General features: G+C 68.9%; 14 protein-coding genes. 8 read left to right on the top strand and 6 right to left on the bottom strand.

The window, feature by feature from the left end; all coding sequences use genetic code 11:
• Positions 1 to 87: 87 nt before the first annotated feature.
• On the bottom strand, positions 88 to 1,233 hold the full coding sequence (locus AC5WJ1_RS15250; RefSeq protein WP_133093488.1) for a metallophosphoesterase: 1,146 nt from the start codon (positions 1,231 to 1,233) through the stop codon (positions 88 to 90).
• A 284-nt stretch (positions 1,234 to 1,517) separates the two neighbouring features.
• Between AC5WJ1_RS15250 and AC5WJ1_RS15245 the strand changes: the two genes are divergently transcribed.
• The 4 genes from AC5WJ1_RS15245 (at position 1,518) to AC5WJ1_RS15230 (ending at position 9,976) form a co-directional block, all read left to right on the top strand.
• The gene (locus tag AC5WJ1_RS15245; RefSeq protein WP_494476203.1) at positions 1,518 to 3,899 is read left to right on the top strand and encodes a carbohydrate-binding family V/XII; all 2,382 of its coding nucleotides are present in this window, start codon (positions 1,518 to 1,520) and stop codon (positions 3,897 to 3,899) included.
• A 196-nt stretch (positions 3,900 to 4,095) separates the two neighbouring features.
• Positions 4,096 to 5,355, top strand: a complete 1,260-nt coding sequence (locus AC5WJ1_RS15240) for an efflux RND transporter periplasmic adaptor subunit (RefSeq protein ID WP_494476543.1) — start codon at positions 4,096 to 4,098, stop codon at positions 5,353 to 5,355.
• Positions 5,352 to 8,537, top strand: a complete 3,186-nt coding sequence (locus AC5WJ1_RS15235; RefSeq protein ID WP_135706015.1) for an efflux RND transporter permease subunit — start codon at positions 5,352 to 5,354, stop codon at positions 8,535 to 8,537. Before AC5WJ1_RS15240 ends, AC5WJ1_RS15235 begins: the two co-directional genes overlap by 4 nt.
• Complete coding sequence (locus AC5WJ1_RS15230; protein ID WP_133093491.1) at positions 8,534 to 9,976, top strand: efflux transporter outer membrane subunit; 1,443 nt, start codon at positions 8,534 to 8,536, stop codon at positions 9,974 to 9,976. Before AC5WJ1_RS15235 ends, AC5WJ1_RS15230 begins: the two co-directional genes overlap by 4 nt.
• 127 nt (positions 9,977 to 10,103) lie before the next feature.
• Here AC5WJ1_RS15230 and AC5WJ1_RS15225 read toward each other — a convergent pair whose 3' ends face one another.
• The 3 genes from AC5WJ1_RS15225 to AC5WJ1_RS15215 form a co-directional block, all read right to left on the bottom strand.
• A complete protein-coding gene (locus tag AC5WJ1_RS15225; protein WP_135706014.1) occupies positions 10,104 to 11,462 on the bottom strand; it encodes an MATE family efflux transporter in 1,359 nt (452 codons plus the stop codon).
• Positions 11,455 to 11,976, bottom strand: coding sequence for a winged helix-turn-helix transcriptional regulator (locus tag AC5WJ1_RS15220; protein WP_135706013.1), 522 nt, complete (start codon positions 11,974 to 11,976; stop codon positions 11,455 to 11,457). Before AC5WJ1_RS15220 ends, AC5WJ1_RS15225 begins: the two co-directional genes overlap by 8 nt.
• A gap of 173 nt (positions 11,977 to 12,149) precedes the next feature.
• A complete protein-coding gene (locus AC5WJ1_RS15215; protein ID WP_133093494.1) occupies positions 12,150 to 13,055 on the bottom strand; it encodes a LysR family transcriptional regulator in 906 nt (301 codons plus the stop codon).
• Positions 13,056 to 13,184: 129 nt separating this feature from the next.
• On the opposite strand from AC5WJ1_RS15215, the gene AC5WJ1_RS15210 reads away from it, so the two are divergent.
• The 4 genes from AC5WJ1_RS15210 to AC5WJ1_RS15195 all read left to right on the top strand — a co-directional run bounded on the left by AC5WJ1_RS15210 (position 13,185) and on the right by AC5WJ1_RS15195 (position 18,383).
• Entirely contained in the window at positions 13,185 to 14,678 is a 1,494-nt protein-coding gene (locus AC5WJ1_RS15210; protein WP_494476202.1) for an acyl-CoA synthetase, read from the top strand.
• Positions 14,679 to 14,727: 49 nt separating this feature from the next.
• Positions 14,728 to 15,726 carry a Bug family tripartite tricarboxylate transporter substrate binding protein gene (locus AC5WJ1_RS15205; protein ID WP_195431023.1) on the top strand — a complete coding sequence of 333 codons (999 nt, stop codon included), beginning with the start codon at positions 14,728 to 14,730 and terminating at the stop codon, positions 15,724 to 15,726.
• 212 nt (positions 15,727 to 15,938) lie between these two features.
• Positions 15,939 to 17,435 (top strand): chloride channel protein, encoded by a 1,497-nt coding sequence (locus AC5WJ1_RS15200; RefSeq protein WP_494476201.1) that lies wholly within the window; start codon positions 15,939 to 15,941, stop codon positions 17,433 to 17,435.
• 204 nt (positions 17,436 to 17,639) lie between these two features.
• On the top strand, positions 17,640 to 18,383 hold the full coding sequence (locus tag AC5WJ1_RS15195) for a hypothetical protein (RefSeq protein WP_133093497.1): 744 nt from the start codon (positions 17,640 to 17,642) through the stop codon (positions 18,381 to 18,383).
• Positions 18,384 to 18,413: 30 nt separating this feature from the next.
• Here AC5WJ1_RS15195 and dapB read toward each other — a convergent pair whose 3' ends face one another.
• Entirely contained in the window at positions 18,414 to 19,223 is an 810-nt protein-coding gene (gene dapB / locus AC5WJ1_RS15190; protein WP_133093498.1) for a 4-hydroxy-tetrahydrodipicolinate reductase, read from the bottom strand.
• Between the two features lie 44 nt (positions 19,224 to 19,267).
• Positions 19,268 to 19,717, bottom strand: a complete 450-nt coding sequence (locus tag AC5WJ1_RS15185) for an Lrp/AsnC family transcriptional regulator (RefSeq protein ID WP_029048352.1) — start codon at positions 19,715 to 19,717, stop codon at positions 19,268 to 19,270.
• Between the last annotated feature and the right edge of the window lie 6 nt (positions 19,718 to 19,723).

The raw sequence follows: 19,723 nt of genomic DNA, 5'->3' as shown, positions 1-19,723 counted from the left end.
AAAGAGAACCAGGCCTGCGGGCCTGGTTTTTTTATGGCTTTTTTATGGCTGTAACGCTCGCGAGCGCATTGGCGATGCTGCTTAGTCCTACGCCCGCACCAGCCGCAACCGCGTAATCTCCGAAGGCGCCCCGAACCGTTTCGGCGGCCCCCAGTACCCCGTCCCCCTGCTCACATAGACCCACATCGCGCCATGCCGCACCAGCCCCGCGGTGTACGGCTGCTGCATCGGCACGAACAGGTTCCACGGCCAGAACTGCCCCCCGTGGGTATGCCCTGATAGCTGCAAGTCAAAGCCAGCCTCCGCGGCGGCGGCGGCAGTGCGTGGCTGGTGCGCCAGCAGCACGCGCACGCCGGCCTGCGCCGGAGCGCCGGCGATGGCGCGGTGCGGGTCGCTGCGGTGGCTTTCATGGAAGCGGCCGGCGGAGTAGTCGGTCACGCCCGCCAGCACCAGCGGCTGCCCACCGTGCTCCACCACCACGTGCTCGTTCATCAGCACGCGCAGGCCGAGCCGGCGCAGTTCGTCGATCCATGGCTGCGCGCCGGCGTAATACTCATGGTTGCCGGTGACGAAGTAACTGCCATGGCGCGCCTGCAGCCGCGCCAGCGGCGCGGTATGCGCGGACAGTTCGCGCACGGTGCCGTCGACCAGGTCGCCGGTGATGGCCACGGCGTCCGGCTGCAGGCTGTTAACGCGCTCGACGATGCGGTCGAGGTAAGGCCCCTTGATGGTGGGGCCGACGTGGATGTCGCTGATCTGCGCGATGGTGAAGCCGTGCAGCGCCTCGGGCAGGTCGGCCACCGGCACGTCGACCTCGACCACGCGCGCCACGCGGCGGGCGTTGATATAGCCGGCCAGCGTGACCAGCAGTGCCAGCAGCGGCACGGCGAGGGCGCTGCCCGATGCCAGTCCGGCGGCCTGCCAGCCGAGCAGCTTGCCCGCCAGCCAGGCGGCGGCCAGCGCGACGTCGCGCGCCAGCGTCAGCACCAGCAGGGATGAGAAGAATCCCATTGCCAGCATGCCGATCCAGGAAATCCGGTCCGCCCACGGCTGGCTGAAGCGCCGCGCCAGCAGCCCGGCGGGCAGCAGCGCGCAAGACAGGGCGAGCCAGACAACAGCAAGCATCTTGACCAGCATCGGCACGGGCATTGCCGGCAAGAGGCGCAGCCCGATGTAGGCGTGCAGCAGCGCCGTGATCAGCGCGGCAGTCAGGATCGTGGTGCGAGGAGGCATGGGGCGCGGCAATAGCCAGGGAAACACTGGAGATGAGGCCGTGGCGCGGTCGCTTCAAGGGCGGCGGCTGGTGGCTGGCGCAACGGCGCATCGCGCCTCGGTGTCTTCCTGACCACCAGGCGCCGCAGGGGCGGTGCATCATGCACGCAGACGGCCCGATCTGTCTTTTTTTGCAAGCGCCCTGAATGTTTTCAAATGCGATTGTTCGCCTGTCCGGCCTAATTTAGATTGCCAGCATGGGCCGCCTGCTGTGCTGCATCGTGCCCTCCACGCTGGAGAAAGCCATGCCTTTTCGCCTCAAGCAGACCAGCGCCCTGATCGTGGCGGCGTGGCTTGCCCTCGCGCCCCTCGCGCCGCAGGCCGCTACGCCACCGCAGCCAACCGCCGCAGCGCTGGCCTGGCCGCGCAATTTCGACGCCGCCAACGACCATGTCGAGCTGTACCAGCCGCAGGTCGAGACATGGGACGGCAACCGCCTGTCGGGCCGTGCCGCCGTGGCGGTAGGCGAGAAGAGCGGCTCGCCTACCTACGGCGTCGTGCATTTTTCGGCCACCGCCGATATCGACAAGCCGTCCGGGCTGGTGCAGCTGAGTGCGCTGCGCATCGAGAGCGTGGAAGTCCCCACCAGGCCGGACGCCGCCGACCGGGTACGCCAGGCGCTGGTGTCCCGGCTGCCGGCCAACGGCCTGACGGTGCCGCTGGACCAGTTGCAGGCCAGCTATGCCGTGTCACAGCAGCTGGCCCGCGCCGGCCGCGTGCCGGTCCGCAACGACGCCCCGCAGATCCTGTTTGCGACCACGCCGACACTGCTGGTGCTGGTCGACGGCGACCCCGCCTGGCGCGCCGTTGCCGGCACGCAATATGAACGCGCGCTCAACAGCCGCGCCCTGCTGCTGCGCGAGTCGGGCGGCGAGCTGTACCTGAAGGCCGCTGGCTACTGGTACCGCTCGGAATCCGCGGGCGGCGCATGGGAGGTCATGACGACGGTGCCGAAGGCGCTGGAGCATGCCGCCACCAAGGCCGCCGCCGGCATGAAACCGGACGCGATGCTGCCCGCGGACGGCAAGCGCCCGGCGCGGGCACCGGCCATCGTTTTCGCCACCCGGCCGACCGAGCTGGTGATCACCAGCGGCGCGCCGCAGATGACGCCGGTCAGTGGCGTGGGCCTGCTGACGGTCTCCAACGCCGATCACGCCATCTTCGTCGACCCGGCCACCAACCAGTATTACGTGCTGGTGTCAGGCCGCTGGTTCCGCGCGCCGATGCTGACCGGGCCGTGGGAATACGTGCCTGGCCGCGAGTTGCCGGCCGACTTTGCCAAGATCCCGACGACCGATCCCAAGGCCAACGTGCTGGTGTCGGTGCCGGGCACGCCGCAGGCGCGCGAGGCCGAGATCGCCGCCACCATCCCGCAGACCGCCACGGTCTCGCGCAGCAAGGCCAGCCTGAACGTCGCCTACGACGGCGCGCCGCGCTTTACGCCGATCACCGGTACCTCGCTCAGCTATGCGGCGAACACGGGCACGCCGGTGATCGAGGTCGATGCCAGCCACTACTACGCGGTCGCCAATGGTGTCTGGTTCGCGGCGCCCGCACCGTCGGGACCGTGGCGCGTCGCCACCGAGGTGCCGTCGGCGATCTACACCATCCCGCCGGCCTCGCCGCTCCACTACGTGACCTATGTACGGATCTACTCGGTCACGCCTGACACCGTCGTGGTCGGCTACACCCCCGGCTACATGGGCGTGGTGGTCAGCCCCGACGGCACGGTCGTGTACGGCACCGGCTACGTCTATCCGGCCTACGTCGGCGCGGTCTACTACGGCTACCCGGTTACCTATGGATACGGCGCAGGCTTTGGCGTCGGCATGGCCGAGGGGTTTGCCTTCGGCTTCGCCGCGGGTGCGTTCTGGGGTGCGGCGTCGCCGTACTGGGGACCGTACTGGTGGGGCGCCCCGTTTAACTGGAACTACGTCAATGTGAACCAGGCCAATTTCTATGGCCGCTGGGGGCAGGGCACGGTGACGCATGCGCAAGGCTGGAATGCCTGGACCGGCACCGAGTGGCGCGGCAGCGCGGCCTCGGGCATCAACCCGGCGACCGGCGCGCGCTACCAGGGCAGCCGCGGCGCGGCGTTCAACCCATATTCCGGCAACTACGCGGCCGGCCACCAGGGCTCGTTCGCCAAACCGTCGACCGGCCGCGAAGGCGCCGCGCGCGGCGGCGTGGCCGGCAACACCTATACCGGCGACTACGCGGCCGGACGCCAGGCGGCGGGCTACAACGCGCAGACCGGCCGCATCGGCGCGGGCGAGGCCGGTATTGCCGGCAACACCCGGACCGGCACGCACACCGCCGGCAGCCGCGGCTTTGTCGCCAACCCCGGCAAGGACAACGCCCTGGTGTGGAACAACGGCAACGTCTACGCCGGCCACGACGGCTCCGTGTACCAGCACACCGACGACGGCTGGCAGAAACACACCGCCGGCGGCTGGGAACCGGTGCAGCCGAACAACGACGCCACCAGCCGGCTGGAGTCGCAGCGCCAGGCACGCGAGGTCGGCCAGCAGCGCTGGCAGGGCATGGCGCAGCACTGGCAGGGCGCAGGGCGCTTTGGCGGCGGTGGCTTCCGCGGGGGCGGCTTCCATGGCGGATTCCGGCGCTGAAGCGGTGGCCGGACAACTGCCGCCAGCCCGGTCCCGGCTGTCGAAATGAGTAAACACGGGCACAAGAAAGATTGAATTGGCGCGTCCATGGGCGCGCCTTAACCTGCCTGAACAGGCACAGGATCGGCGGCGGGCGCCGCTGCGTCCGGCATCGGGGGCGGCCATGGTTGCTGGCGGAGGAGGCTTTGTGAGGACAATGCTTAACGGGTGCGGCGTGGCGGGCCTGCTGGCCCTGCTGCTGGTGGCGGGTTGCAGCAAGGAAAAACCGGCGGCGGTGGCGCCGCCGGCAGCCGAGGTGGGTGTCATCACCGTGGCGCTGCGCGACGTGCCGCTCGTCTATGACTTCGTCGGCCAGACCCAGAGTTCGCAGCAGGTGGAGATACGTGCGCGCGTCAATGGCTTCCTGGAGAAGCGGGTCTATACGGAAGGCGCCCTGGTCAAGACGGGCGAGACCCTGTTCCTGATGGATCCCAAGCCGTTCGAGGCCACGCTGAAGGCGGCCGAGGCCGAAATGGCGCAGCAGCAGGCGCGCCTGAATACAGCACGCGCCGACCTGAACCGCGTGCGCCCGCTGGCGGCGCGCAATGCCCTCAGCCAGCGCGACCTGGATGACGCCACCGGCAAGGAGCAGGAGGCAGCAGCCGCGGTGGAGCAGGCGCGCGCCAATGTGATCAATGCCAAACTGAACCTGAGCTACACCACGATCAAGTCGCCGGTGGCGGGCCTGTCGAGCTTTGCCAAGCGGCAGGTGGGCTCCTATATCGATACCACCAACAGCCTGCTGACCTATGTCGCCAAGCTGGATCCGATGTGGGTCAACTTCAGCCTGTCCGAGAACGAGGTGCTGTCGTTCCGCTCGTCGGAGAAGTCGGGGGCGGTCCGGTACCCGGCGCAGGAAGCCTTCGACATCGTCATCGTGCTGGCCGACGGGACGGAGTTCCCGCACCATGGCAGGATCGCTTTCGCCGACGCCTCGTTCAGCCAGGAAACCGGCACCTACCTGGTCCGCGCCGAGGTCGCCAATCCGCAGGGCACGCTGAGGCCGGGTCAGTTCGTGCGGGTCAAGGTGCATGGCGCGATGCGCACGCAGGCCATTGCCGTGCCGCAGGAAGCCATCGTGCAAGGCCCGCGCGGGCAGACGGTCTGGGTGATCGGCCCGGACAGCAAGGCGCAGCAGCGCGTGGTCGACGTGGGGGAATGGACCGGCTCCAACTGGGTGGTGCGCTCGGGCCTGAAGGCCGGTGAGCGCGTGGCGGTGAGCGGCCTGGTGCGGCTGATGCCGGGCGCGACGGTCAAGGCCGTGCCGGCGACCGAACTGGCCGCGCATGGCGCGGCCAGCGGTGCCCAGCCCACGGGTGCCCAGCCTGCTGCCGCGGGCTCGGCCACTCCGGCCACTCCGGCTGCATCCGGTGCAGGCGCGCAGCAGGCGGCGGGCTCCACCGGGGGCAAGCCATGAAGCTTGCCCATTTCTTTATCGACCGGCCGATCTTCGCATCGGTGCTGTCCATCATCATCACGGTGGGCGGCCTGGTGGCGCTGACCAAGCTGCCGATCGCCCAGTTCCCGGATATCACGCCCCCGTCCATCACGGTCACGACCAAGTACCCCGGCGCCAGCGCCGAGGTGGTGGCGCAGAACGTGGCCGCGCCGATCGAGCAGCAGGTCAACGGCGCCGACCACATGATGTACATGAACTCGACGAGTTCCTCGACCGGCGACCTGACGCTGACCACGTATTTCGAGATCGGCACCGACCCCGAGCTCGCGCAGGTGGACGTGCAGAACCGCGTCAACCTGGCGCTGCCCACGCTGCCCGATGCCGTGACGGCGCAGGGCGTCTCGGTGCAGAAGCGGTCGTCGGCGTTCATGATGGTGATTGCCATCTATTCACCCGACAACAGCTACAACCAGACCTTCGTCGGCAACTACGCCAACATCTACGTGCTGGATGCGCTCAAGCGCATTCCCGGCGCCAACCAGTCGTCGATCTTCGGCAGCCCGGACTACGCCATGCGCATCTGGCTGCGGCCCGACCGCATGGCGTCGCTGGGCATCACCACCGAGGACGTCAAGAACGCGGTCTCCAACCAGAACCAGCAGTTCTCCGCGGGGCGCATCGGCCAGTCGCCGACCACCGGGCCGGTGCAGCAGACCTTCCCGATCGCCACCAAGGGCCGCATGACCGAGCCGGCCGAGTTCGACAACATGATCCTGCGCGCGCAGTCCGGCGACGCCGCGCTGGTGCGCCTGAAGGACATCGGCCGCGCCGAGCTCGGGTCCAAGGACTACTCGCTGCGCAGCCGCTACAACGGTAAGACCGCCACGCTGCTGGCGGTGTACCAGCAGCCGGGAGCCAATGCGCTGGATGTGGCCAAGCAGGTGCGGTCCACGCTGGCGGAGCTGAAGAAGAGCTTTCCGCCCGGGCTGGAGTACGAGATCGCGCTCGACACCACCGAGTTCGTGCAGGAGTCGATCGACGAGGTGGTGCACACGCTGCGCGACGCGGTGATCCTGGTGATCCTGGTGGTGTTCCTGTTCCTGCAGAGCCTGCGCGCCACGCTCGTGCCGATCCTGGCCGTTCCCGTGTCGATCATCGGCGCCTTCGTCGGCATGAGCGCGTTCGGCTTCTCGGTGAACATGCTGACCTTGTTCGGCATGGTGCTGGCCATCGGCATCGTGGTCGACGACGCGATCGTGGTGATTGAAAACGTCGAGCGCAACATGACGGAGTTCAACCTGCCGCCCAAGGAGGCGGCCAAGAAGGCGATGGACGAGGTCAGCGGCCCGGTGGTCGCGATCGTGCTGGTGCTGCTGGCGGTGTTCATACCGGTGGCGTTCCTGTCGGGCATCACCGGGCAGCTGTACAAGCAGTTCGCCATCACCATCGCGGTCTCGGTGGTGCTGTCCGGCGTGGTCGCGCTGACGCTGTCGCCGGCGATGGCGGCGATCCTGCTCAAGCCCGGCCAGCACAAGAAGAACCGCTTCTTCACCTGGTTCAACAATTCCTTCGACCGGCTCATTGCCGGCTATGACAGGTCGCTGCAGATCGTGATCCGGCGCACGGTGATGTCGATCGCCATCATCCTGGCGATGGTGGCGGTCAGCGTGGTCATGTTCATGCGCATCCCGACCTCGTTCCTGCCGGTGGAGGACCAGGGCTATCTGTTCGGCGCGGTGGTCATGCCGGACGCGGCCAGCCTGGATCGCACCCAGACGCTGTCGAGCCGGGCCGAATCCTGGCTGTCCAGGCAGCCCGGCGTGTCATCGGTGGCCACGGTCGATGGCTACAGCCTGATCGATTCGCAGAACAAGGCCAATGCCGGCACGCTGTTCATCACGCTCAAGGGCTTCCATGAGCGTGGCGAGGGCGAGTCCGCGGCCGACCTGATCCAGAAGTCGATGCGGGAATTCTCGCGCTACCAGGACGGCGTCGTGATCCCGCTGAATCCGCCTTCGATCCCGGGCCTGGGCACCACCGGCGGCTTCGAGTTCTGGCTGCAGAGCACAGCGGACGGGACTTACCAGCAGCTGGAGCAGAAGGTCCACGAGTTCATCGCCAAGGCCCGCCAGCGGCCGGAGCTGACCGGCGTGAACTCCACCATCAATTCGCGCTCGCGCCAGTTCCTGGTCGAAGTCGACCGGGAGCGCTCCGAGACCCAGGGCGTGCCGGTCGAGAACGTCTATTCTGCGCTGCAGACCATGTTCGGCTCGCTCTACGTGAGCCAGTTCCCGAAGAACAGCCGCTTGTTCCAGGTGATCCTGCAGGCCGAGCCCGAGTTCCGCTCGCGCCCGGAAGACCTCGACAAGGTCTACGTGCGCAACCACAACGGCGAGATGGTGCCGATCAAGGCGGTGACCTCCACCAAGTATGTGCCGGGGGCGGACATCGTCACACGCTTCAACAACTTCCCGGCCGCCAAGGTCATGGGCGACGCCGCGCCGGGCTACAGCTCGGGGCAGGCTATCTCGGCCATGGAGGAGGTGGCGCAGGAGGTGCTGGGGCCGGGCTACGCCTATGCCTGGAGCGGCCAGGCTTATGAAGAAAAGACCGCCGGCTCCACCGCGGTCTACGTCTTCGCCTTTGCCTTGCTGATGGTGTTCCTGATCCTGGCGGCGCAGTACGAGAAGTGGTCGCTGCCGCTGGGCGTGCTGCTGGCGGTGCCGTTCGCGCTGTTCGGCGCGCTGCTCGGCATCCTGATGCGCGGCATGGAGAACGACGTCTACTTCCAGATCGGCCTGACCGTGCTGATCGCGCTGGCGGCGAAGAACGCGATCCTGATCTTCGAGTTCGCGGTGGAAATGCGCGAGAAGGAGGGGCTGAGCGCCTACGATGCCGCTATCCACGCGTCCAAGCTGCGCCTGCGGCCGATCATCATGACCTCGCTGGCCTTTATCCTGGGCTGCGTGCCGCTGGCCATCGCCAGCGGCGCCTCGGCCGCCAGCCGGCAGTCGCTCGGCACGGGCGTGATCGGCGGCATGCTCGGGGCGACGGTGATCGCGCTGTTCTTTATCCCGATGTTCTTCTGGGGCCTGGAGCGCATGTCCGAAGGCAAGCCCAGGAAGCCCGCCAAGGCCGGCGATGCACAGCAGCCACCCACTACTCCACCCACCGCGCCGTCGGCCGGAGAAACGCTATGAGCCCGCGCGTGTGGATGCTGGCGGCCTGTGCGGCGGCAACGCTGGGCGGCTGCGCGATCGGCCCCAACTACCAGCGCCCCGAGACCCCGGACGCGTCGCAGTACCGGCTCGACACCGGCGCGCTGGCGATCGCCGCCGACAGCGACTGGTGGAACCAGTTCAGCGACCCGGTGCTGAACGCGCTGGTGGATGAGGCGCTGGCAGGCAACTACGATATCCGCATCGCCGCCGCACGCATCGACGAATTCCGTGGCCAGCTGATGGTGGCGCGCGCCGGCTTTTTCCCGCAGCTCAATCTTTCCGCGTCGGCCGCGCGCCAGAGCATCGGCAGCCTGAACAGCACGCAGTTCGGCAGCGGCACCGGCAATACTTACCAGTTGCTGGCCAACGCCAACTGGGAGATCGACCTGTGGGGCCGCATCCGCCGGCAGGCCGAGGCGGCCGAGGCCAGCCTGTGGAATGCCGAGTATGCGCGCCGCGGCGTGGTGCTGGCGCTGGCGGCTTCCGTGGTGCAGGGGTATGCCACGCTGCGCGGGCTCGATGCGCAGCTCGATGTCGCGCAGCAGACGCTGGCATCGCGCGCGAGCGGGCTGGATATCTTCCGCCAGCGCTATGAAGGCGGCGTGATTTCGCAGCTTGAACTGGCACAGGCCGAGAATGACTACTACGTGGCCGAGGGCTCGATCCCGCCGCTGCGTGCCAGCATCGCGCAGACCGAGAACGCGCTGTCGGTGCTGCTGGGCCGGCCGCCGGGCCCGATCGAGCGTGGCAAGCCGATCCACGAGCTGCAGGCGCCGCCAGTCGGCGCCGACCTGCCGGCCGCCTTGCTCTCGCGCCGGCCCGATGTGCTGCAGGCCGAGCAGGCCGCCATCGCCGCCAATGCGCAGCTGGGCGCGGCGCAGGCGCTGTACCTGCCGGCGGTCAACCTGAGCGGCCTGTTCGGCGCCGTGGCGGCGTCGCCGGGCGCGCTGTGGGACAGCGCGTCGCGGGTGTGGGCGTTCGGCGCGGGGCTGACCCAGCCGATCTTCCAGGGCGGCGCCATCCGCGGGCAGGTGCAGACCGCGTCCGCGCAGCGCAACCAGGCCATGTTCGCTTACCAGGGCACGGTGCTCGCGGCGCTGGCGGATGTGAACAGCGCGCTGGCCAACGGCGTCGAGACCCGCACGCGGCTGGGCAGCCTGCGCCGGCAGGAACAGAGCCTGTTCATCTATGCCGACCAGGCTTTTGCCCGGTACGAGGGCGGGTATTCGAGCTACCTGGAGGTCACCAATGCGCGCGAGAAGCTGTTCGATGCGCAACTGGCGGCGATCCAGGGCCAGGTCGACGTGCTGACCAGCACCGCGGCGCTGTACAAGTCGCTGGGCGGCGGCTGGCCGTCGGTGCCGCAGGCCGTGCGCGAGGCGGGGATGCAAGGGGATGCGAAGGTGCTGGCGAGGTAGGACCGAAGCCGAAGCCGAAGCCGACGGTGTTGGGTGCTCCAAGCCGCCCGAGCTGGCCCAAGCAAGGTGTTCTCACTCTCCCCTCAGCGGGAAAGATGACCAAACCGGCGGGATGCGACAGTCATCCCTACCGCGCCGACCACTCCCCCTGCCTGACCCCCAGCGCGGTCACCACCCCATACGCCGTAATTCCCAGCGCCACCCCCAGGAAATGCCCGTCCAGCCCCATCCCGAACACATTCGCCAGCACCCAGCCGCCCCCCGCCGCCAGCGCGATCCGGCATAGCCCCGCCGCCACCGGCCAGCGCATCCGCCCGGCGCCCATCGAGGCAAAGTACAGCGCCATTCCCAGCCCGAAGCCGCCGAACGCCGGCCCCACCCATGACAGCGCGCGCGCCGCGATGGCGATGACTTCCGCATCGTTGGTGAACAGGCCGGCAAAGCGCACCGGCGCCAGCCCGACCGCCGCACCGGCCGTACCCGCGATCGCCAGCGCAAGGAAGGCGCCGACCCAAGCGGTGCGGCGCGCCGTATGCCAGTCGCCCGCACCGACCGCGCGCCCGACCAGCGCCGTCAGCGCCGAACCCACGCCGAACGCCAGCGGGATCATCAGGAATTCCAGCCGCGCCGAGATCCCATAGGCCGCCACCGCCGCGGTGCCATGATGGCGCAGCTGCGCGGTGACCAGGATGGTAGTCAGGTTGGCCACCGACGCCAGCGCGCACGCCACCAGCCCCACCGACAGGATGCGCGAGAACAGCGCCCACGACGGCCGCACCCGCAGCACCGGCACGAAGCCGGCGCCGCCGCGTGCGACCACGATCGCCATCGCCAGTGCCGCGGCCCACGAGACCGCGGCCAGCGCGGCGCCGATGCCGGCCAGCCCCATGCCGGCGGGTTCGGCCAGCAGCCATGCCAGCACCGGGAAGGCCACCCACATCAGCGCCAGCACGCGCGCCGCCAGCGCATGGCGACCGCCGCCGCGCAGCACCGAGGCCAGCGTATTGGCCAGCCACGCCGGGATCGCGCCAGCGCCGAACAGCCAGATCGCATAGCTGGCGGCAGCTTCGGCAGCGGTGCCGCCGGCCACGGCGCCGAGCACCCCGCGCGGGAAGCCGGCCAGCACCACCGCAAAGGCCAGCCCGGCCGTGACCGCGATCAGCAGCGCATGCATCACCAGCGCCGAGGCTTCCTCGCGCTTGTTGGCGCCCAGCGCCCGCGCGATCGCCGCGACCACGCCGCCGCCCATGGCGCCGGCCGACATCTGCTGCAGCAGCAGCGCAAACGGCAGCACCACCGCCCAACCCGCCAGCGCGGCGGTGCCCTGGCGCGCGGCCAGCCAGGTTTCGATCAGCTGGCCCACCGCCTGCAGCACCGCAATCAGCGCGGTCGGGCCGGCCAGGCGGCCGATGCGGCGGGCGAGTTCCGTGGCGGGGACTGTCTCGGCCGGTACGGTGCCGGCGGGCAAGGCGCCGGTTTCACTCATGTCCGTGCTCCGCGCCGTGGCCCACGCTGTCGGGTTCGCCGAAGCGGCGCTGCAGGAAGCGGCCGGCGCCAGGGCCCGGCAGCACGCGCACGTCGTCCAGCGTGATCGGCGTGCCGTCGGCGCGCGCCAGTGCGGGCTCGGCGATTTCCTGGCCGGTGCGGCGGTCCTGCAGCAGCGTCAGCGGACCTTTCTCATCGGTCATCCAGCGGTCGGCCCAGGCCTTGAGCGCGACATAGGCCGGAAAAAAGTCACGGCCCTTGTCGGTCAGCCGGTAGACATGGCGGCCGCCGCCCTCTGGCGTGACGCGGGCCAGCAGGCCGTGCGCCACCAGCGTCTTGAGCCGCGCGCTGAGGATATTGGGGGCGATGCCCAGGTTGCGTTCGAACTCGTCGAAGCGCGTGCTGCCGTAAAAGGCCTCGCGCAGCACCAGGATGGCCCAGCGCTCGCCCAGCACCGCCATGGATCGGGCGACCGGGCAGGGCATGGAAGTGAAATCGGTTGGGGTGGGTGGCATGGTCTCGGCGCCTCGGTCGGTCTCTTGCTTTCAATTTGCAAGTTTCATGAAGCATAGCTTGCAGAATGAAAGTTCGTTCAGCATCGGGAGGGGGCCGCAGGGGATTCTGTTCGATTACCGGCCACCGTCGCCAACGGGGCGGCGCTGGCTGAACCTGCCGGCCATGTCGAGCTTCAGGCTGCAAAGACTTCGATCTTGCCCAGCTCTTCCCGCATGAAGCCGATCAGCGCGCGGGTGGCCATCGACGGATGCAGGTTCGGCGTGGTGATGATGTAGAGCCGGTTGCCCAGTCCTTCCGGCCGCCAGTCCGGCAGCACGGGCACCAGCGTGCCGGCTTGCACCGCCTCCCAACCGATATAGACCGGCAGCAGGCCGATGCCATGCCCCTCGCTGACCGCGCGCGCCAGGAACAGGAAGTGCTCGGATTGCAGCGTCGGCGTCAGCGCCACGTCGACACGCTGGCCCTCGCGGTACAACGACAGCGCAAACTGGCGCGGCGTATAGGGCGGGCAAAGAAAGCTGCACCCCGCCAGGTCCGGCGGCACTCGCACGGGCGGAATGGTCGCGAGGTAATCCGGCGATGCATACAGTTGCCAGCGGATATCGCAGATTTCGCGCGCCACATGGTCCAGCGGCGGTGCCGAGGTGACCTTCAGCGCCACGTCGATCTCGGCCGCGATCAGGTCGTTGACGCGGTTGGCGAAGAACACCCGCAGCGTGATCCCGGGATGCAGCTTGGCGAAACGCAGCAGCAATGGCGCGATATAGGCGTCGCCCAGCCCGGTCGGCACGCTCACGCGCACATGGCCGCGCAGGGTCTTGCCCAGGCTGTCGATCTCCGCCTGTGCCGAAGTCACCTCCTGCAAGATGCGCACGCCGTGCTGGTACAGCGCGTGGCCGGGCTCGGTCAGCTCCAGCCGGCGCGTGGTCCGGCGTAGCAGCTGGGCGCCGGCCTGGTGCTCCAGCTCGCGCAACTGGCGGCTGACCTGCGAGCGCGTGACGCCGCGCCGCCGGCCCGCTTCGGCAAGATTGCCGGCGTCGACGATATCGACGAAGGCCTGGATCAGGTTGAGGTCCATCCGGGATTGCCTGTGGGATTGTCGAGTCTGGCGCAACATTGTGATTCCGCTGCGCGTGATTGTCGATGAATGACCGTGCCGATACAGTGGCAAGCTGATAGTCAGCTAAGCGAGAAAGGGAGACAACGGATGGCCACGGACCTCTGGTTTGAAGACATGCACCGCACCGCCGACGAACTGGTGGCGCGCGGCGCACAACTCGCCGGCGGCCTGCGCCGGCTGGGCGTTGAGCAGGGCGACGTGGTCGCCGTGCTACTGCGCAACGATCCCGCCTACGCCGACGTGGTCAACGCTTGCCGCACCGCCGGCTGCTACTACTGCCCGATCAACTGGCACTTCACCGCCGAAGAGGTGCGCTTCCTGCTGGCCGACAGCGGCGCCAAGGTGCTGCTGGTTCAGTCCGACCTGCTGGCCGCGGTGCGTGACGCCGTGCCCGCCGGCATGACGGTGCTGTCGGTCGGCGGCAGCGCCGAGGGCGCCACCGAATATGAAGGCTGGCTGGCGCAGCAGCCGGCCTATGACGGCCCGCGCGTGGCGCCGCGCGGCCATATGGCCTACACGTCCGGCACCACCGGCCGGCCCAAGGGCGTGATACGCGCTCCGGTCCCGCTGGACCAGCTCGAAGCGCAGCAGGCGCGCGCGCGCTCGCTGGTGCGGCAGACCTACGGCCTGGAGCCGGGCTGCCGCGCGCTGATGTCGGCGCCGCTGTATCACAGCGCGCCCAGCTCGTTTATCCAGAACGCGCTGCAGATGGCCGAGCGCCTGGTGATCACGCCGCGCTTCGACGCCGAGCAGGTGCTGGCGCTGATCGAAAAGCACCGCATCGACGTGGTCTACCTGGTGCCGATCATGTACGTGCGCCTGCTCAAGCTGGCGCCCGAGGTGCGCGCCAGGTACGACCTGTCGTCGCTGCGCTTCGTCGCCTCGACCGGCTCGCCGTGCGCGCCGGAGGTCAAGCGCGCCATGCTCGACTGGTTCGGCCCGATCATCCACGAGACCTATGCCTCCAGCGAGGCCGGCATGATCACCGTGGCCACGCCGGCAGACGCCGCCGCGCGTCCCGGCACCGCCGGCCGCCCGGTCGACGACGCGCAGCTGCGCATCCTGGATGAAGACGGCCGCGAGTGCGCGCCGGGCGAGATCGGCCTGGTCTACGTGCGCCAGCCCGCCTATCCCGACTTCAGCTACCGCAACAACGAGGCCGCGCGCTGCGCGATCGACCGCGGCGGGCTGGTGACGCTGGGCGACATGGGCTACGTCGACGCCGACGGCTACCTGTTCATCTGCGACCGCGCGTCCGACATGGTCATCTCCGGCGGCGTCAACATCTACCCGGCCGAGATCGAGCACGAGCTGGTGCGCTATCCCGGCGTGGCCGACTGCGTGGTGTTCGGCGTCCCCGACGACGAGTACGGCGAGCGCCTGCTCGGCATGGTGCAGCCGATGCCGGGCGTGGAAATCCGCGAGGCCGAGGTCATCGAATGGCTGCGCCAGCGGCTGTCGGGCTTCAAGGTGCCGCGTAGCATCGTGGTCGAGCCGCAGCTGCCGCGCGACGAGACCGGCAAGCTCGCCAAGCGCCGGCTGCGTGACCGATACTGGGAAGGCCGCCAGCGGCGCGTCTGAGTCTACCGGGCAGCGCGGCGATACAGAGATAACCACAGGAGGAGACGCGATGCACAAGGACAAGAAAGGACGGCGGGCCTGGCTCGCCGCGATGGCAGCCGGCGCCGGATGCGCACTGGCTCTGTGGGGCGGCGCCGCGCTGGCCGCCTATCCGGACCGGCCGCTCAAGCTGGTGGTGCCGTACACGCCGGGCGGCTCGACCGACCAGTTCGGACGCGCGCTCGCCGACGGCATGTCGCGACAGCTGGGCCAGACCGTGGTGGTGGAAAACCGCCCCGGCGCCGCCACCATGATCGGCACCAACAGCGTGGCACGCGCGCCCGCCGACGGCTACACCATGGTGCTGGCGACCAACGGCAGCATGGTGCTGAACCCCATGCTGTACAAGAAGATCAGCTACGATCCGCCCAAGGACTTCAAGATCTTCACGATTGGTGCCGAGGCGCCGCTGGTGGTGGTGACCAACACCCAGGTGCCGGCCGGCAACATCAAGGAATTCGCGGCCTACGCCAAGTCGTCCGGCGGCAAGCTCAACTATGCATCGGTGGGGCTGGGCAACGCGCTGCAGCTGGCCACCGAGATGCTCAAGACCGAGCTCGGCATCAACGTCACGCATGTGCCCTACAACGGCAGCGCGCCCGCGCTGGCGGCGCTGCTGGCCAACGACGTGCAACTGATGGTCGATGTGGTCAGCACCTCGCTGCCGCATATCAAGGCCGGCAAGCTCAAGGCGCTGGCGGTCACCGGCCGCACCCGGCTGGAGGTGCTGCCCAACGTGCCGACCGTGGCCGAGAGCGGCTATCCCAATTTCCAGGCAGCGACGTGGTTCGGGCTGGCGGTGCCGGCGCAGACGCCGCCTGAAGCCGTAGCCAAACTGCAGGCGGCCGCTTCGCACGTGCTGAAGGACCCGCAGTTCCGCGCGACCTTCAGCGCGCTCGGGCTGATCGTGCAGCCGCCGCGCACGCAGGCGGAGATCGACCGGTATATCGAGGCGGACCGGGAGCATTGGGGGAAGGTGATCAAGGCGAACAATATTTCGCTGGACTGAGTACGCTGGCTTTCGCTGACTGAGGCTTTGCTCCCCTCTCCCACTTCGCGGGAGGGGAGCGTTCACCACGGGCGGCAGCTTACTCAATTGCTCGCGAGCCGATCACCGGCCACCCTTGGCCCACGCCGCAACGATGGGCGTATAGTTCTCGCTGATCCCGGCCGTGCAAGTCCCGTCACCGCGCCGAATGCCCCAGCAACGCCCCCCGTGTCATGACCGAGCGCGAGCCCACCGATCCTAAAGATCCCGATTCCGCCAATCCGTCATCCGCGGAGCCGGGGCAGCGTCCAGACGCCGAGGCCCAGCCTGACCCCACCGCACCGCATCCCGATCCCCGCCTGCTGAACAAGCTCACCCGCCGCGCCCGCGTTGCCGCCTCGCGCAAGTCGCGCCAGGCCAGCCGCATATCGCGCACCACGCTGCGCTACACGGTGTTCATGTTCGGCGCCGGTTGCGTTGGCCTGTTTTCGCTGGTGTTCGCATGGATCGCCGAGGTGGCGCTGCGTTGGAACCACCACCTGACGCAGGCCACGCCGTGGCTGGCGTTTGTAATGCTGCCGTTCGGGCTGGCAGCGCTGCGCTGGCTGACGATCCGCTTTGCGCCGCAGGCGCGCGGCAGCGGCATTCCGCAGGTGATCGCCGCGTTCACGTTGCCGCCGAATGGTCCGGCACAGACCGCGCTGGTGTCATTGCGGCAATCGATGTGGAAGGTGTTGCTGACCACGCTGGCATTACTGGCCGGCGCGTCGGTGGGCCGCGAAGGGCCATCGGTGCAGGTCGGCGCCGCGGGTATGCTGGCGTGGGGCCACTGGTGCCAGGAGAAACTGCGCTTCCGCATCGGCTTCCATCCCAATGCGCTGATCGCCGCGGGTGCGGCCGGCGGGCTGGCGGCCGCGTTCAATACACCGCTGGCCGGCGTGGTGTTCGCCATCGAGGAACTGGGGCGCGGCACCGCCGTGCGCTGGGACCGGCTGGTGCTGTCGGGTGTGCTGACCGCCGGTTTCCTGTCGCTGGCGGTGCTGGGCAACAACCCGTATTTCGTGGTCAAGGTGCCGATGCTGGTGTTGAGCAATGCGTGGGGCCCGGTGCTGGTGTGCGCGCTGCTCAATGGCGTGCTGGGCGGCTTCTTTGCCAAGGCGCTGGCCGGTGGCGTTTCCGGGCTGCTGCCCGCGCGCTGGGGCTGCCTGGCTACGCAGCATCCGGTGTGGGTGGCGTTCGGCTGCGGGCTGGTGGTGGCCGTGCTCGGCGTGGCGACCTCGGGCGCTACCTTTGGCACCGGCTACGAGCAGGCCGCGGCGCTGATCAACGGCGAGTCCCACGCCACGCTGTGGTTCGGCATCGCCAAGCTGGTGGCGACGGTGGTGTCCTACTTTGCCGGCACCCCGGGCGGGATCTTCACCCCCGCGCTGGCGATCGGCGCAGGCATCGGCCAGAACGTGGCGCAGTTCGTCACCGGCATGGCCGAGCCGCGCGTGCTGGCGCTGGTGTCGATGGCGGCGTTCCTGGCCGCGGCCACGCAGGCGCCCATCACCGCCAGCGTGATCGTGATGGAGATGACGCGCACGCAGGACCTGACCGTGTTCCTGCTGGCGGCGTCGCTGCTGTCGTCGTTTATCGCGCGGCAGTTCTCGCCGCGCCCGTTCTACCACCAGGTGAGCCACGGCTTCCGGCGCGAGGCGCAGGCGCTGGCAAGCAAGGCGCCAGCCTGAGAGTCGCACCGCGGCGCTATGTGCAGGAGCCGCCGGGGCGATCGGTTAAGCTAGCGCTCGCCCCGATCCGCAGGCTGTAAGGTGACTTGTGCGGCACTTACGTCGCAGCCCCGCTGCCATGCGTGAGCGGTGCCGCCCCCCGGCCCGTGGAACATCCCGGCCGGGGCGCGCTCCAACCCGGAGCCGATTTCCAGGAGTCAGACTTTGAAATTCCCCGTTGCCGGGCTGGCGCTCGCCGGCCTGCTGGGCGCCGCCGGCGCCATTGCCGCCCCCGCCGCCAAGCCCGCTGCCGCGGCAGCAGAATCCAAGACCGCCAAGACAGCCAGCAGCCCCGAAAACAGCGCGCTGGCGCCGCTGCTGGGCATGCTCGAGATCGGCAATCCGCTGCCCGCGCTGCCCGACTGCGCCGACAAGCGCTCGCCCGATGGCCGCGACGTGACCGCGTTCTGCGTGGAACTGAAGGGCGACGGCCTGGTGCGCCAGGTTGGCGTGCCGCGCGACAAGCGCCCGGGCTTCATGGATGGCCCGCACTTGGTGGCCTTTGTCGACCGCAATGCGCTGGTGGGCCTGGTGGTCCCGACCGCCGGCGCCAATTCGCAGCAGGCCGCCGTCGACAGCATCAACGCGCTGTATGGCAAGCCGTTCCGCCAGGAACAGGAAGAGATGCGCGACAAGGCCGGCAAGACCGTCAAGACGATCCATGCCGGGTGGACGAAGAGGCCACTGACCGTCGAGCTGTATGCGATGCCGGAAGACCCGGCCACCGGCACCATCGAGATGCTGCTGCCCCAGGCGCGCGCGCTGATGGCGGAAAAGGATGCCGAGGTGGACGGCAAGTTGAACCCCGCATCGGCGCCCGCGGCGAAAGGCAAGGCTGACAAGCCTGAAAAGACCGAAAAGGCGGCCGCCAAGCCGCCTGCCAAGCCGGTCAATCCCGGCAGCTGGTAAGCAGCGCGAGGCTGTGGCGGCCCGCGGCCGTCACAGGCCTTCCATCACCTTGTCCAGCCCCCGCACCACGCCGCGCACGGTGTGGACCTTGCGGATCGCCAGCAGCGCGCCGGCGACATAGGGCTTGGAGCCGTCGCCGGCCTCGTGCTTGAGGTGCAGGCGCTGGCCGTCGGCGCCGAAGATCACCTCCACGCCGAGCTGGTAGCCTGGCAGCCGCACCGCGTGCACCTGCGTGCCCGACATGGTCGCGCCGCGGGTTTCCTTCGGGCCGTTGACCTGGTCCACCGGCACCGCCTGCGCGGCGGTCTTGACCTGGCCGAGCCGGTAGGCCAGTTCGCGCACCGTGCCCGACGGCACGTCGACCTTGCCGGCCTTGGCGTAGTCGATGATCTCCCAGTGTTCCAGGTGGCGCGCCGCCATCTCGGCAAACTTCTGCAGCAGCACCACGGTGATGGCGAAATTGCCGCATGCCAGCACGCCGCGCTCGGCCTGGCGCGCGGCCGCGTCGATCTCCGCGTAGTCCTCGTCGGTCAGCCCCGAAGTGCCCACCACCACGTGCGCGCCGTGCGCCAGTGCCTGCAGGATGTTGTGCTTGGCGATGGCCGGCTTGGTGTACTCGACATAGACGTCATAGGGCGTCTGTCCCAGCGCTTCGATGCTGGCAGCAGCCACGCCCGGCGTGTCGGCATGGCCGGTCAGCTGCGCCAGCGGCTGCCCGGCGGCGCCGCGCGACAGGCCTGCCACCAGCGCCATGTCGGAGGCATGCGCCACGCCGCGCGCCAGTTCACCGCCGGCCCAGCCGGTCACGCCGCCTACGGCGACACGGATCGGATTGCTCATTGGATATCTCCGCTTTGGCTTGTTCGGTCTGCGAGCATACCGCTTCAGCCGGCAGCGCGCCGGCGGTCGAGCTTGCGCGCCAGCACGATCGAGGTGGTGGTGTGGTTCACGCCGTCGAGCATGCCGATCTCGTCCAGCAGCCGGTCCAACCGGTCGTGCGTGTCGCAACGGATCGCCACCAGGTAATCGACCGGCCCGCTGACCGAGTTGACCTCTTCGATCTCGGGCAGGCGCTGCAGCGCGCGCAGGATCGCCGGCGCGGCCTTGGGCTGCACCGAGAGCCCGCAATAGGCCAGGATCACGTTGTCTTCCATCTTCTGCCCCAGGCGCACGCCATAGCCTGCGATCACGCCGCTGCGCTCCAGCCGGGCAATGCGGGCGACCACGGTGGTGCGGGCGATGCCCAGCTGCCGTGCGAGGTTGGCGGCGCTTTCGCGCGCATTCGCCTGCAGCAACGACAGCAAATGGCGGTCGGTCACGTCGAGTTCGGTCATAACGTC

Source organism: Cupriavidus sp. MEYA8 (assembly GCF_059278825.1).
Note: the sequence above shows the minus strand (reverse complement) of the source record. Positions and strands in the feature narration are given on the sequence as shown.